The organism is Azospirillum sp. A1-3, assembly GCF_023806445.1.
Classification (GTDB): domain Bacteria; phylum Pseudomonadota; class Alphaproteobacteria; order Azospirillales; family Azospirillaceae; genus Azospirillum.
Genome location: NZ_JAMSLU010000003.1, coordinates 87,963 through 102,841, shown reverse-complemented (window position 1 = coordinate 102,841; position 14,879 = coordinate 87,963). Strand labels below are relative to the sequence as shown.

The following is a 14,879-nucleotide window of genomic DNA, read 5'->3' as shown; positions in this document are numbered from 1 at the left end:
TGAATATTCTAATATGCTTAGTGCGGACATCCTAGTGTGATGCGGAGGGTTTGTCGCAAATGCGGTTCATTGTCCGGGACGTTGCCGGACCGGAACCGGTTTTCGGGCACCGCCTCCCCGCCGATAAGCCGAAGACGCCCGACGGAGTGATGCGTATTGCGCGAAAAGAAGGCCGATCGCGACTTGTCAGCTCTCCCCATCGCCGACGGGACACAGCGACTCGCCTCTCCCGCCCACGGAAGCCGCCGTCACCGGACCGAACGCCAGCTTGAACGCAGGATCGAACGCTTCTGCCGGAAGGGGCCGGCCGAGGAATGCCCCCTGCGCGAAGCCGCAGCGGACCTCTTCGGCCAGGAGGTGCTGCTCTCCCGTCTCGACCCCTTCGGCGATCACCGTCAGGTCCATGCTGCGGGCCAGTGCCACGATGGCGCGCACGGTCTCCTGGTTGGCGGGATTGCGGATCATATCCTGCAGGATGCCCTGGTCGATCTTCAGGAATTCCACCGGAAGCCGCCTCAGATGGCCGAGCGACGCATAGCCGGTGCCGAAGCCGCCGACGGAGAAGGTGACACCCAGCGTCCTGAGCGACTGCATGGTCCGCGTCATCTCCGCCGACGGCGCCAGCATGGCGGCCTCCGGCAGTTCCAGGATCAGCCGGTCCGGCGACGCGCCATGGCGGGCGAGGCAGCCGGTGACCTGATCGCCGAAACCGGAATGCTTGAGCTGCAGGGTGGACACCGGCACGGTCAGCCGCAGCCCGGCGGCGCCACGGTCGCGCCAGCCCGCCAGTTGCCGGCAGCCGGCGTCGAGAAGCCATGCGCCGATCTGCAGGATCAGCCCGTTCGCCTCGGCCAGATGCAGAAAGTCGATGGGGGGCAGCAGGCCACGGTCGGGGTGGTTCCAACGCACCTCCGCCTGCGCGCCGGCCAGCAGGCCGCTGCCGACCTCCACCACCGGCTGGAGGAACAGCGCCAGCTGGCCCTTGGCCACCGCGTCGTGCAGCAGGTTCTCCATCTGCAAATGGTCGAGCGCGTCGGCGTCCATCTCCGGATCGTAGTAGGTCCAGTTGGCCGTCCCCTGCCGCTTGGCCTGATACATGGCGACATCGGCGTTCTTCACCAGCAGTTCGGGGTCGGTCCCCTGTTCCGGCGAGAAGGTGACGCCGATGCTGGCCGAGATGTGCAGGGTCTGGCCGGCGATGTGGAAGGGTTCGCCCAGGCTTTCGAACAGGCGGCGGGCCACCGTCTCCGCCTCCGCCCGGTCGCCGACCTGCGACAGGATGACGGTGAACTCGTCGCCGCCGATCCGGGCGATGGTCTCCGACCCGCGGACGCAAGCGGCCATCCGGTGCGCCGCCTCGCGCAGAAGCACGTCGCCGGTCTGATGGCCCAGCGTGTCGTTGACCCATTTGAAGCGGTTCAGGTCGATGAACAGCAGCGCCATGCAGGTCCGGTCGCGCGCCGCCCGCCGCAGCGCCTGTCGCAGCCTGTCATAGAACAGCGGCCGATTGGGCAGCCCGGTCAGCGCATCGTAATTGGCCTGATGGCGGATCGTCTCCTCCGCCCGGCGGCGCGCGGTGACGTCCTGGATGGCGGTGATCAGCCCCAGCACGAGGCCGCCGGCATCATGGAAGGGCTCCCCGACCTCCTGAAGGTCCAGATGGTCGCCGTTGGGCCGGGCGACGCGGTATTCGATGTCGAACCGCGCGTTCTCGGCCCAGGCCCGGCGATAGGCGTCCTGCACGTCCGGCCGCTGTTCCGGCACCACCCGGTCGAGAAGCTGCCCGACGGTGAGCCGTTCGGCCCCGCCGCCCGAGCCGATCGGGTTCAGGCCATTCGGGTCCACGCCGACCAGTTCGTGGAAATTGGCCGAGACCTCCACCAAGTCGTCGGGCAGATGGACGGTGTAGGCCAGCTTTGCGACCCGCTGCGCCTGGGCCAGCCGGGCCTCGCTGAGGCGCAGCGGTTCCTGCCGCTTCAACCGTTGCAGCACGCGCTGGAACAGGAACAGCAGGGCCAGCAGCGCCAGCGCGAAGCCGCCGGCATAGGGCGCCGTCTCGCGGACAAGGGTGTGGCCGGGCTGCTCCGGCGTCCAGGTCAGCACGCCGAACCGCTGCCCGGCGATGCTCTCCAGCGGCAGGCTGACGACATCCATCAGTGCAGGTCCGTCGGCCGCAGCCACGTGCAGATCGGCGATCCGGCGCGAGCTTGCGAGTTTCGCCAGCTCCGAGTCGAGCCTGGTCATGAAGACCTGAACCGGCCGGTCGGGATTCGGCGGCAGCGGGGCGTGTCCAGTTTCGTATTCGATCACCCGCGCGCCGAAGACGAAGGGGATTTGCCCGATATGGACGATGCCGCTGACCGGCTTTCCGGTGGCGCGCGCCGCCGTCAGAACCGGCCGCAGATCGGCAGCCTCGCTGGTCGCCGCGTCCAGGTCATCGCGCAGGGCGCCGTCCTTCGACGCATAGATCAGCCCGTCACGGCCATTCCAGGCATAGGAGCGGTCGAGCCCCCACAGCCGCTCCGCATAGGGGCCGACATTGGCGTTGGCCCAGACGGGGTCGTAGCCGACGACCAGATGGTCGACGGCATCGTTCCACAGGCTGTATTCCTCGGCCTTCTTTCCCATCGCGGCGCCGAGGTCCGCGACCGCGTCGGCGATCTCGTCCTTCGTCCGCTCCGCCGTGGCCATGTCGATCCGACGGGCCGTCTCCAGTGCCATGAACAGCACGAACGCAATGGTCATCACAACCATGGCGACAAAAAGCAGTCCGGCCATGTTAAGGCGACGGGCATCGCCCGTTGCATGATCGAAGTTTCCTGGAGTGCGGGCGGAGATCATCGCAGCGGTTACCAAATTCCCGACATTGCAATTATTCTACCCCCGCCTCCGTTAATTTTCCGCTTATGAGAACAGTTCGCAACGCAAGCACACCAATCTTTTGTTTACGCCGAGCTGCCCATGGCCGGAATCCCGCCAGTCTTTCGGCGATTTGCGCCGATACAGACAAACCGCAATTGAAAAAGCGACCCGGCGGCTGGACCGGGCGGGCGGTTTCGCCTTCGCCCACTTCGCCATCGTCCATTTCAAGGAGCCTATGCGCCGGGCCATGGTTCTGGCGTTCCACACCGGCCGGAGGTCATCGGACCTCATCAGGATGCGGTGGGATGATTATGACGGCCCCGAGATCCAGGTTACCCAGAAAAGACCGATAGCCGGCTGTGGGTACCGTGTCACGCGGACCTAAAGGTCGAGTTGACGGAGTGGAAGAGAAACGCTACCTCCGTAACAATACTGGTCAACCCCGCTTCCGGACATCCCTGGAACAGAATAGGATTTTCCAACGCCCTATGTTTGGCAATCAAAGCTCATGCGGAGGTGAAGGGTTACGTTTTCCATGGCTTGCGGAAAGCCTCTGCCTCGCTGCCGGCGCAGACCGGCTGTTCGGCTCTGGAGTTCGCGGCCGTCACCGGGCACATCTCACTGAAAAATCCCGAAATCCACACAGGTCGGGCGGACTGGCGACAAACGGCGAACGCCGCCATCGCGAAGCTGGAAAGCCTCCGGCGGTAAACACAGAAAAATTGGGCAGGTAACCCGTTGGAAACATTTGTTTATTGCAGATTGAAACAAAAGTTGACTTGGGCTTCCCCGGCGTGCTGTGGCACACCACTCTCGGAATTGCCGATGGTGCGGCGCCCACTCCGGAAGAAGCGTCGTCCTTTCCGGCAGTGATGTCTTAACCTTTCCCGGCTCAAGTACGACGCCATTTGCGACCGGTTTCCCCCTCCACACAAGGCTCGACCAGGAACACCACCATGGCCAATCGTCCGCTCGCCTGCGTGATCCTCGCCGCCGGCAAGGGCACGCGCATGAAATCCGATCTGCCCAAGGTGCTGCACCGGGTTGCCGGCCGGCCGATGGTCGGGCATGTGCTGGCCGCGGTGAAGACGCTCGACCCCGACCATGTGGTGGTCGTGGTCGGCCCCGGCATGGACAGCGTGGCCGCCGCCGTCGCCCCCTACCCCACCGCGGTCCAGCATGAGCAGCGCGGCACCGCCGACGCCGTGCGCGCCGCCTTCGGCCTGCTGGAGGGCTTCACCGGCGACGTCATCGTCCTGTACGGCGACACGCCGCTGGTCACGCCGGACACGCTGCGCGCGCTGGTGCAGGCGCGCCGGCAGGCGAGCGACCCGGCGGTGGTGGTTCTGGGCATGCGCCCCGACGATCCGGGCGCCTATGGCCGGCTGATCCTGAACGCCCGCGGCGGGCTGGAGAAGATCGTCGAGTATCTCGACGCCAGCGAGGAGGAGCGCGCGGTCACCCTGTGCAACGCTGGCCTGATGGCGTTCGACGGCGCCCGCATGTTCGACCTGATCGGCAGCGTCGGCAACGACAATGCCAAGTCGGAATATTACCTGACCGACGTGGTCCAGATCGCGCGCCGCGCCGGCATGGCCTGCGCCGTGGTGGAGGCCGCTCCGGCCGAGGTGGTCGGCGTCAATTCCCGGGCCGAACTGGCGGAGGTGGAGAAGCTGCTGCAGCGCCGCCTGCGCAAGGCCGCGATGGACAACGGCGCCACCCTGATCGATCCCGACAGCACCTTCCTCAGCGTCGACACAAGGCTCGGACGCGACGTGGTGGTGGGGCCCGGCTGCTTCTTCGGCGCCGGCGTGACGGTGGGCGACCGGGTGGAGATCAAGCCCTACTGCCATCTGGAAGGCGTGCGCATCGACAGCGGTGCCGTCATCGGCCCCTATGCCCGCCTGCGTCCGGGTGCGGAGATCGGTCCGGACGTTCACATCGGCAACTTCGTCGAGGTGAAGAACGCGGTGATCGAAGCCGGGGCCAAGGCCAACCACCTGACCTACATCGGCGACGCCCGCGTCGGCGCCAAGGCCAACATCGGCGCCGGCACCATCACCTGCAATTACGACGGTTTCACCAAGAGCCGGACGGACATCGGCGCCGGGGCCTTCATCGGCTCCAACAGTGCGCTGGTCGCCCCGGTCGTCATCGGCGACGGCGCCATCGTCGGCGCCGGCAGCGTGGTGACGATGGCGGTGGAAGCGGATGCGCTGGTGGTCGCCCGCGGCAGCCAGAAGCTGTACGCCGGCTGGGCACAGCGGTTCCGCGAACGGAAGCAAAACGAGAAAGCGAAAAAGGCGTAAGGTCGGTTCGGGTCTTCTCTCCGGTCGGCATCTATTCAGGAGCATCAGGTCCATGTGCGGCATCATCGGCATCAACGGCATTCACGACGCGTCCCCCCGGCTGGTGGAAGGCCTGCGCCGGCTGGAATACCGCGGCTATGACAGCGCGGGCGTCGCCACCCTGGTGAACGGCCACATCGAGCGCCGCCGCGCCGAGGGCAAGCTGAGCAACCTGGACATGAAGCTGCGCGACCAGCCGCTGTCCGGCACGGTCGGCATCGGCCACACCCGCTGGGCCACCCATGGCGGGCCGACGGAGAACAACGCACACCCGCACGCCACCAAGCGCGTCGCCGTCGTCCACAACGGCATCATCGAGAATTACCAGGAGCTGAAGGACGAGCTGACCGGCCACGGCTACGTCTTCGAAAGCGCGACCGACACCGAGGTGATCGTCCATCTCGTCACCTATTACCTGGACCAGCACGGCATGACGCCGGTCCAGGCGTCGGCCGCCGCCTTCAAGCGCTTCACCGGCGCCTTCGCCCTGGTGCTGATCTTCGCCGGCGAGCACGAGCTGATGATCGGCGCCCGCCACGGCACGCCGCTGGCCGTCGGCTATGGCGAGGGCGAGATGTATCTGGCCTCCGACGCCTTCGCCCTGGCGCCGCTGACCAACCGCATCTGCTATCTGGAGGACGGCGACTGGGTCGAGGTCAGCCGCACCGCCGCCATCGTCCACGACGCCACCGATGCGGTGGTGGAGCGGCCGGTGAGGACCACCGCGGTGTCCGGCGCGCTGATCGGCAAGGACGGCTACCGCCACTACATGCTCAAGGAAATCTATGAGCAGCCGCAGGTCATCGGCGACACGCTGAACGCCTACATCAACCCGGAAACCGGCACCTTCTCCCTGCCGGACTTCCCCTTCGATCTGGCCGGCGCCAGCAAGCTGACCATCGTCGCCTGCGGCACCGCCTATTACGCCGGCTTCGTCGCCAAATACTGGTTCGAGACGCTGGCCCGCATCCCGGTCGAGGTCGACATCGCCTCGGAGTTCCGCTACCGCGAGGCTCCGCTGCCGCCGGGCGGCATCGCGCTGTTCATTTCGCAGTCGGGCGAGACGCTGGATACGCTGGAGGCGCTGCGCTACTGCAAGCGCCAGGGCCAGAAGATCCTGTCGATCGTCAACGCCCCGGAAAGCACGATCGCGCGGGAATCCGACGCCGTGCTCTACACCATGGCGGGTCCGGAGATCGGCGTCGCCTCGACCAAGGCCTTCACCACCCAGCTGACCACGCTGGCCTGCCTTGCCGTCACCGTCGGCCGCGCCCGCGGCGCCATCGACCAGGAGCGGATGCAGCAGATCGCCCACGCGCTGCGCGAGGTTCCCGCCCGCGCCGCCGACGTGCTGGCCCATGACGAGCGGCTGAAGGAACTGGCGCAGGAGGTGTCGGAGGCCCGCGACGTGCTCTATCTCGGCCGCGGCGCCATGTACCCGCTGGCCCTGGAAGGAGCGCTGAAGCTGAAGGAAATCAGCTACATTCACGCCGAAGGCTACGCCGCCGGCGAGCTGAAGCACGGCCCCATTGCGCTGATCGACGACAATGTCCCGGTGATCGTGCTGGTGCCGTCCGACGCCCTGTTCGAGAAGGTGGTGTCGAACGTGCAGGAGGTCTGCGCCCGCTCCGGCAAGGTCCTCCTGCTGGCCGACCGGAAGGGCATCGACAAGCTGAAGGACAAGGTCCGCTGGTCGGTCGAACTGCCGGCCTGCGATCCGCTGGTGGCGCCGCTGCTGTATGCCATTCCGGTGCAGTTGCTGGCCTATCACACCGCGGTGCTGAAGGGGACCGACGTGGACCAACCGCGGAATTTGGCGAAGAGCGTGACGGTGGAGTAAGAGACCGCTTGAAAAGGATTGGTGTTGTTCACGGGGAACAAAGTCTCACACTGAAGAATAAACCATCATACCCGAGAACAAAGCTTCATCCTGAATGACCTTGCACCGTCTGGGGATTCGGCACGCCATCGAAAGAGGTAGCCGCACCCCGGAGGTGCCATGGCTCGCCGCCGTTACGCGTTCGATGAGGACAGGAAGGCGGCGTGTCTCAACACAAGCAGCCACCGGAAAACCCGGAGCGGTTTACTGTGTCCCTCTTTCCATGCCGGTTCACAGGTCGGGCTGCTCGGTTGCGCTGCGCAGATCGCGTTTCAGGATCTTGCCGATGATCGACGTGGGCAGGGCCGATCGGAACTCGATCGTCGACGGCCGTTCGAAACGCGACAGGCGAGGAACGAGGAAGCTGTGCAGGTCCTCCGCCGACAGCCCGGCGCCGGCCTTCGCGACGACGAACGCCTTGACCGTCTGGCCGCGCATCGGATCGGGTTCGCCGATCACGGCGACATCGCTCACCGCCGGGTGTTCGCGGATCGCGGCTTCGACCATGCGCGGATACACATGCTGCCCGCCGGCAATGATCAGGTCCTTCAGCCGATCGACGATGTGGAGATAGCCGTCCTCGTCGAGAAAGCCGATGTCGCCCGTGTGGAGATGTCCGCCGGCCATCGCCGTCGCGGTCGCTTCGTCGTCGCTCCAATAGCCGGCCATGAGCTGGGGACCCCTGACGCACACTTCCCCAACCCTGCCGACCGGTTGGGGCGTCGTGCCGTCTTCAACGGACACGATCTCGACGATGGTCCCCGGCAGGGGCAGCCCGGCCGAACCGGGTTTGGTGGCGCCTTCGTAGGGAGTGCAGGTGACGACGGGGGATGCTTCCGTCAGGCCGTACCCCTCGACCAGCCTGCTGCCGGTCATCGCCTGGAAGCGCTCCTGCAGCAGCGGCGGCAGGCTGTCGCCGCCGGAGATGCACAGCCGCAGCGACGACAGATCATGGAGAGCTGCGGTGGGGCAGTCGATCAGCGCCTGGAAAAGCCGGGGAACGCCGGTCATCATGGTCGGGCGCTTGTTCTGGATGGTGGCGAGAATCTCCCGCACGTCGATCCGCGGCAGCAACACCAGCTCGGCGCCGAGTGCGATGCCGAAGTTCATCACCGCGGTCATGCCGAAGACATGGAACAGCGGCAATACGGCAAGGAGGCGCTCCTGCTCCACCGTGCTTCCGGTGAGCCAGTCCCGGCATTGGCAGGCATTCACGAAGAGGCCGGCATGGGTGAGGACGGTCCCCTTGGGCAGTCCGGTGGTGCCGCCGGTGTATTGGATGACGGCCGGCGCATGCTGCGGATCGAGGCCGACCGGAACACAGCGGCCGTCATTGTCGAGCAGGCTGGAAAAGGAGAGATGGCGTCCGTCTTCCGGAAAGTCGGCGACGTCCCCGCGGTGCAACAGGGGATACAGCCAGTTCTTCGGGAAGGGCAGGCTTTCCGCCAGGGAGGCGACGATGATCCGGCGCAGCCGGCCCGGCCATCCCACCGCCGACAGCGTGGCCTGGAATCTTGGCAGGTCGAGGGTTATCAGGATCTCGGCGGCGGAGTCGGCGATCTGCCGTTCAAGCTCCAGCTCGGCATTCAGCGGGTTGGCGTTCACCACCGTGCCGCCAGCCTTGAGGATGGCATAGAAGGCGATGATGAAATAGGGACAGTTGGGCAGCAGAAGCATGACCCGTGTCCCCTCGCCGACGCCCAGTTCCTGCAGTCCCTTTGCGGTCCTTTCGACCAGATCGAGGGTTTCACCGAAGGAATGGCGCCGCCCGAGGAAATCCATGCAGGACCGGTCCCGGTGGGTCGCCGCCGCCTCCTCGAGCAGGGCAGGCAGGGGCCGCGCCGGCGGCGGGCGGCGCCAGTCCAATCCGGGAGGATAGCTGCGCTCCCAAGGGTAGGTGCCCCCCTGCGCGCCTGCCGTGGCGTCGGCGATGGACCTGATCATGGCGTCGGTTCCGATCACGGGTGTGCCGGACACAGTCTATCGGATCTGCCGGGACCGCCTCTTGATGCAGGTTAAAGCCGTTGCCCTGTCGCCATCACCCGAAGGATGGATGATGCCTACCGGCGCGAAGTCTCACTGCGTGCCGAGAATGCACCGCGGGGCTTCGGCAAAAGCCTTCGACTCATCCGGCACGGTCTCCGCGCTCTGTTTGCTTTCTCCTTCAGGGCCTTGTTCCGTGCCCTCCGATTCCGGCAGCGGCTTCGGCAGTTCGTCCGCGGTCAGGGTTTCACGCTCCAGCAGGCTTCTTGCCCCTTGTTCCAGCATGGCGTGGTTCCTGCGCAAGATGTCCGATGCCCGCGACGCGGCGGCCTCGACCAGGGTGCGGACCGCCGCATCGATGCGGCTGGCCGACGCTTCGCCGTAATGCCGGGGTTGCCAGAAGGCGCCCTGGGGTTGACCGAGAAGATGGCCCGGCTCGGTGTCGTAGCAGACCGCCCCCAGCGTTTCGTCCATGCCGTACCGCATCACCATGCCCCTGGCGATGTCGGTGACTTTCGCCAGATCGTCGGCTCCGCCCGTCGATACCTCGCCGAACACGATCTGCTCCGCCGCCCGGCCGGCCATCAGGACGGTCATCTTGTCTTCCAGCTCGTGGCGGCCCATCAGGAAGCGATCCTCCGTCGGGCGCTGGATGGTGTAGCCGAGCGCCCCGATGCCGCGCGGGATGATCGATACCTTCTGGACGGGATCGGTGCCGGGGATCGCCATGGCGACCAGGGCGTGCCCCATCTCGTGGTGGGCGACGATGGATCGTTCGTGCAGGCTGAGAATGCGGGATTTCTTCTCCAATCCGGCGACGATCCGTTCGATGGCGGCTTCGAAATCCTCGGTCGACACGGCGTCGGCGTCCCGCCTCGTGGCGATCATCGCCGCCTCGTTGACCAGATTGGCGAGATCGGCGCCGGTGAAGCCTGGGGTCAGAGCCGCCAGATGGGTGAGGTCCACATCCGGGCCGAGAGGGACCCGTCTGGTGTGGATCGCAAGGATTTGCGCGCGTCCGGATTTTTCCGGCCGATCCACCAGGATCTGCCGGTCGAACCGCCCCGCGCGGAGCAGGGCCGGATCGAGGATTTCCGGGCGGTTGGTTGCCGCCAGCAAAACCAGCCCGGCACTGGGGTCGAAGCCGTCCAGTTCGGCCAGAAGCTGGTTGAGCGTCTGTTCCTTCTCGTCGTGCCCGCCCATCATCGGCAATGATCCGCGTGCACGGCCGAGCGCGTCGAGTTCATCGATGAAGATGATGGCCGGCGTTCGCGCCCGTGCGAGCGTGAACAGGTCCCGCACCCTCGCGGCCCCGACACCCACGAACATCTCGACGAATTCCGATCCGTTGGTCGAAATGAAGGGAACCTTGGCTTCGCCGGCGACGGCCCTGGCCAGCAGCGTCTTGCCGGTTCCAGGCGGACCCACCAGCAGAATCCCCTTGGGCACATGGGCGCCCAGGCGTGAAAACTCCTTCGGATTCTGCAGGAACTCCACGACCTCCCGCAGTTCGTCCTTCGCCTCGTCGACACCGGCGACATCATCGAACTTGATGGAGATATCGGTCTCGGCGAACAGCTTGGCCTTGCTGCGGCCGATCGACAGCAGGCCTCCGCCCGCCCGCATGCCGGACATCCCGGCCAGACTCCACACGGCGAACAGGATCAGGAGCCAGCCGAACCAACTGACGATGCCCGATGCCCAATTTGACTCGGTGATGCCGCTGAAGGGGATGTGACGGGCCGTAAGATCGCGGGCGATGTCGGGCGCGACACGGACGGTCTCGAACGTCCGCGACCCGTTGGGCAGAGGTTCGCTCAGCGTACCGGTCAGGGTGGTTTCGCCGACCATGACCTGCTCGATCTTGCCGCGATCCAGCAGTTCCTGGAACTGGCTGTAGGGTATCGTTTGCGCCTGATGAACGCCGGGGAGCGCCCACAGCAGGAACAGCCCGACCCCGATCGACAGGGCAAGGGCAAGCCACAACAGCAGGTCGGCGCCGCGGTCGCTGTCCTTCTTGTCGTCCATGACACCTCCCGCTGCGGTCCGAACCGTCCGCATCCCCTGAAGGCTGCAGGGGCGTCCGCGTCCTGTCCTTTACTCAGGTTAAGGCCGGCACCGTGAAGCCGTGGATCAATGGCGACATTCTCCCGATGCGGTTGCACGGATACCGTTCAGGGAGTCCGCCAAAGGAGTCCGGACCGCCATGGCCAAACCTGCTCCTCCCCAGCCAGCCCCATCCGCCGAACCCCCGTCCGCCGAATCGGTGCCCGAGCTGAACGTCGGATTGCAGAAGCTGTGCTTTCTGATCGTCAAGGCCCGTGAATTCGACGCCAAGGTGGAGCCGTCCGATCTGGATGAGGGCTCCAACCCGAGCGACGACGGCATGCGGGCGGTGCTGGAGGATTACGCCGACGATCCGACCCTGGCGGAACTAAAGGACGCCATCGACGGCCTCGACGACGACGAGGTGGTCGATGTGATCGCGCTGGTCTGGCTGGGGCGCGGCGATTTCTCAGCGGAGGAATGGGCCGAGGCGCAGGCGCTGGCCCGGGAACGCCATACGGCCCGTTCCGCGGATTACCTCATCGGCATCCCCAACCTGGGAGACTGCCTGGAGGAGGGTGCCGCCCAGCTCGGCTATTCCTGCGAGGAATTCGAAATCAACCGGCTTTAGGACGGATCGGCGGCGGAATGGTTGAGACGCGGCTTCGGCATCCGTCGCGGTCCGGCGGGGCCAAGCGGCGGGGCCGAGCCGCAAGCCCCACTCAGAAATGGTTGCGCACGGCCGCGCGGATGCGGCGGATGTCGTCGTCGACCTGCGCGGGCGTGGTGTGCGGCCCCAGATCGTCGAAATGCAGATGCTCGACCACCCTGATGCCGCACAGTCCCATGATCGCAACGTCCTGCGTCACCGTGAAGGCCTGCCTCTCACCGGTCGCTTCCAGAAAGGCCATCGGGGCGCCGGAACTCGTGACGATCAGCCCCTTGCGCCCATGCAGTTTGCCCTCGACCTCCTCGCCCCGCATTTCCCAGGCAAATCCGTAACTGAAGACACGGTCCACATAGCCTTTCAGCATCGCCGGCATGCCGGCCCACCAGATCGGAAACACGAAGGAAACCGCCTGGGACGCCGTGATGAGGTCCTGCTCGCGCTGGATGTCTTCGGGTACCGGACCCGTGCCGGCCAGTTCCTCCTCCGAAAGGACCGGGTTGAAGCCCATGGCGTAGAGGTCGCGGACGGTGACCGCGTGCCCGCATTGCTCCAACTCGTCCACATAGGCGCCCACCGCCTGCCGGATGAAGCTGCCGGAGCGCGGATGCGCGAAAACGACGACGTGCTTCATGACACTCCTCCCGTTCCGGGCTCGCGCGGCGCGCGGCCGAGTTTCCGTTCCAGTTCCACGACCGCGCGCAGCGTCCTGAGCACGCTGTCCGGCGTCAGGCTGATGGAGTCGATGCCGAGGCGCACCAGGAACTCGGCGATCTCCGGATAGTCGGAGGGCGCCTGTCCGCAGATGCCGCAAGGCCGGCCATTGCGCCGCGCGCCCTCCACGGCCTGGCGCAGGAAGGCCAGCACGCCGGGATCGCGTTCGTCGAAATCGAAGGCGACCAGCGGGCTGTCGCGGTCCACCCCGAGCGTGAGTTGCGTCAGGTCGTTCGACCCGATGGAGAAACCGTCGAACCGTTGGGCGAACTCATCCACCAGCAGCACGTTGTTGGGGATTTCACACATCACGTAAACTTGGAGACCGTCACGCCCGCGCTCCAGCCCGTGGCGCGCCATGGCGGCGATCACCCGGTCGGCTTCCTCCAGACGGCGGCAGAACGGCACCATCACCTTCACGTTGGTCAGCCCCATCTCGCCACGCACGCGGGCAAGCGCCCTGCATTCCAGCGCGAAGCCTTCCTCGTAAGCCGGATGGGCGTAGCGCGCAGCCCCCCGGAAACCCAGCATCGGGTTCTCCTCGACCGGCTCGAACCATCTCCCACCAAGCAGGGAAGCGTATTCGTTCGTCTTGAAATCGGACAGCCGGACGATCACCGGGCGCGGGAAGAAGGCCGCCGCGATGGTGCCGATCCCCTCCGACAGGCGCTCCACGAAATAGGCGCTGCCGTCCGGGTGGTTGCGGGTCAGGTGGGCGATGCGGGCCCGCACGTCGGCGTCCTCGACACGCTCCGGGTGGACGAGCGCCATCGGATGGACCTTGATGGCCTCGTTGACGATGAACTCCATGCGCGCCAGCCCGACACCGTCCACCGGCAGCCGGCCGGTCTGGAAGGCTTGATCGGGATTGCCGAGGTTCACCATGATGCGCGTCTGCGGCCGCGGCAGTTGGCCAAGATCCAGGCGCTCCACCCGGAACGGCACGGCGCCGTCATAGACCTTGCCGGTTTCACCCTCCGCGCAGGAGACGGTCACCGTCTGCCCATCGCGCAGGGCCTCCGTCGCGCGGTCGGCTCCGACCACGGCTGGAATGCCCAGTTCGCGGGCGACGATGGCGGCATGGCAGGTGCGGCCACCCCGGTTGGTGACGATGGCGGCGGCCGTCTTCATCACCGGCTCCCAATCCGGCGTCGTGGTGTCGGCCACCAGAACCTCGCCCGGACGGAAGGCCGACAGATGGTGGGCGTCGGTCACCACGCGCACCGTCCCGGTGGCCATGCGTCCGCCGACGGCGCGTCCCGACGCGAGCACGGTGCCCTTCGCTTCCGGAACGAAGCTCTCCAGTTCCAGCGCCGTCCGCTGGGAGGCGACCGTCTCCGGCCGGGCCTGGACGATGTAGAGGCCACCGTCCAGCCCGTCCTTGGCCCATTCGATGTCCATGGGCTGGCCGTAATGGTCCTCGATCCGGATGGCGTATCCGGCAAGCCGCAGCACCTCCTCGTCGGTCAGGCAGAAGCGCTCGCGATCGGCATCGGGGGTGGGGACGGTCCGCGTCGGCTCGCGCGTGCGGCCCGGCCGATAGACCATCTTCACCTGCTTCTCGCCCAGCCGCCGCTGCAGCACCGCGCGGTGGCCCTGCCGGAAGGTCGCCTTGTGCACATAGAACTCGTCGGGATCGACCGCCCCCTGGACGACCGTTTCCCCCAGCCCGTAGGCGCCGGTGATGAACACGGCGTCGCGGAATCCCGATTCCGTATCCAGCGTGAACATCACCCCGGCCGAGGCGAGGTCGGAACGCACCATTTTCTGCACGCCGACCGACAGCGCGACCTTGAAGTGGTCGAAGCCCTGGTCAATCCGGTAGGAGATGGCCCGGTCGGTGAACAGCGAGGCGTGGCAGCGCCGCACCGCGTCGAGCAGCATGGCCTCTCCGGACACATTCAGATAGGTCTCGTGCTGGCCGGCGAAACTGGCGGTCGGCAGATCCTCCGCGGTGGCGGAACTGCGGACTGCGACGGTCAGGCCCTCCCCGTACTCGGCCAGCAGGGCGCGGAAAGCCGTGCGGATTTGCGCCTCCATCGCCGGCGTGAGGCCGGCCGAGTAGACGATGTCACGCGCACGGGCTCCGGCGCGGGCAAGCCGGGCCACGTCACTCTTATCCAGCCCGTCGAGCAGCGCATGGAGGTCCTCCCACGCCTTGGCCGCGGTCAGCGCATCGCGGAAGGCCGCCGCGGTCAGGGCGAACCCGTCGGGCACCTCGACCCCCAGCGGCTTCAGGTGGCGGTACAACTCACCAAGCGACGCGTTCTTGCCGCCGACCAGGGCGACGTCGTCGCGGCCGAGGTCGGAGAACCAGCGGATGTATGTGGCGTCCGGCATATCCGGCCTCCTTGTTCCGGCCTCTTTGTCCCAAAGGCGC

General features: G+C 66.4%; 8 protein-coding genes. 3 read left to right on the top strand and 5 right to left on the bottom strand.

Annotated features, from left to right (window positions below; genetic code table 11):
* Positions 1 to 186: 186 nt before the first annotated feature.
* Positions 187 to 2,745, bottom strand: a complete 2,559-nt coding sequence (locus M5E06_RS18390) for a bifunctional diguanylate cyclase/phosphodiesterase (RefSeq protein WP_252139437.1) — start codon at positions 2,743 to 2,745, stop codon at positions 187 to 189.
* A 1,073-nt stretch (positions 2,746 to 3,818) separates the two neighbouring features.
* Between M5E06_RS18390 and glmU the strand changes: the two genes are divergently transcribed.
* Complete coding sequence (glmU, locus tag M5E06_RS18385; protein WP_252139436.1) at positions 3,819 to 5,171, top strand: bifunctional UDP-N-acetylglucosamine diphosphorylase/glucosamine-1-phosphate N-acetyltransferase GlmU; 1,353 nt, start codon at positions 3,819 to 3,821, stop codon at positions 5,169 to 5,171.
* Between the two features lie 52 nt (positions 5,172 to 5,223).
* A complete protein-coding gene (gene glmS / locus M5E06_RS18380) occupies positions 5,224 to 7,050 on the top strand; it encodes a glutamine--fructose-6-phosphate transaminase (isomerizing) (RefSeq protein ID WP_109152960.1) in 1,827 nt (608 codons plus the stop codon).
* Positions 7,051 to 7,320: 270 nt separating this feature from the next.
* On the opposite strand, the gene M5E06_RS18375 is transcribed toward glmS, so the two are convergent.
* Together M5E06_RS18375 and ftsH are read right to left on the bottom strand one after the other, a co-directional pair.
* Positions 7,321 to 9,033 carry a long-chain-fatty-acid--CoA ligase gene (locus M5E06_RS18375; protein ID WP_252139435.1) on the bottom strand — a complete coding sequence of 571 codons (1,713 nt, stop codon included), beginning with the start codon at positions 9,031 to 9,033 and terminating at the stop codon, positions 7,321 to 7,323.
* Positions 9,034 to 9,165: 132 nt separating this feature from the next.
* Positions 9,166 to 11,100: an ATP-dependent zinc metalloprotease FtsH gene (ftsH, locus tag M5E06_RS18370; protein ID WP_252139434.1), complete on the bottom strand. Its 1,935-nt coding sequence runs from the start codon at positions 11,098 to 11,100 to the stop codon at positions 9,166 to 9,168.
* Positions 11,101 to 11,278: 178 nt separating this feature from the next.
* On the opposite strand from ftsH, the gene M5E06_RS18365 reads away from it, so the two are divergent.
* Entirely contained in the window at positions 11,279 to 11,749 is a 471-nt protein-coding gene (locus tag M5E06_RS18365; protein ID WP_252139433.1) for a DUF3775 domain-containing protein, read from the top strand.
* Positions 11,750 to 11,840: 91 nt separating this feature from the next.
* Here M5E06_RS18365 and M5E06_RS18360 read toward each other — a convergent pair whose 3' ends face one another.
* Together M5E06_RS18360 and ppsA are read right to left on the bottom strand one after the other, a co-directional pair.
* Entirely contained in the window at positions 11,841 to 12,419 is a 579-nt protein-coding gene (locus M5E06_RS18360) for an NAD(P)H-dependent oxidoreductase (protein ID WP_252139432.1), read from the bottom strand.
* Positions 12,416 to 14,839: a phosphoenolpyruvate synthase gene (ppsA, locus tag M5E06_RS18355; RefSeq protein ID WP_252139431.1), complete on the bottom strand. Its 2,424-nt coding sequence runs from the start codon at positions 14,837 to 14,839 to the stop codon at positions 12,416 to 12,418. The genes M5E06_RS18360 and ppsA overlap by 4 nt, the downstream gene beginning before the upstream one ends.
* Between the last annotated feature and the right edge of the window lie 40 nt (positions 14,840 to 14,879).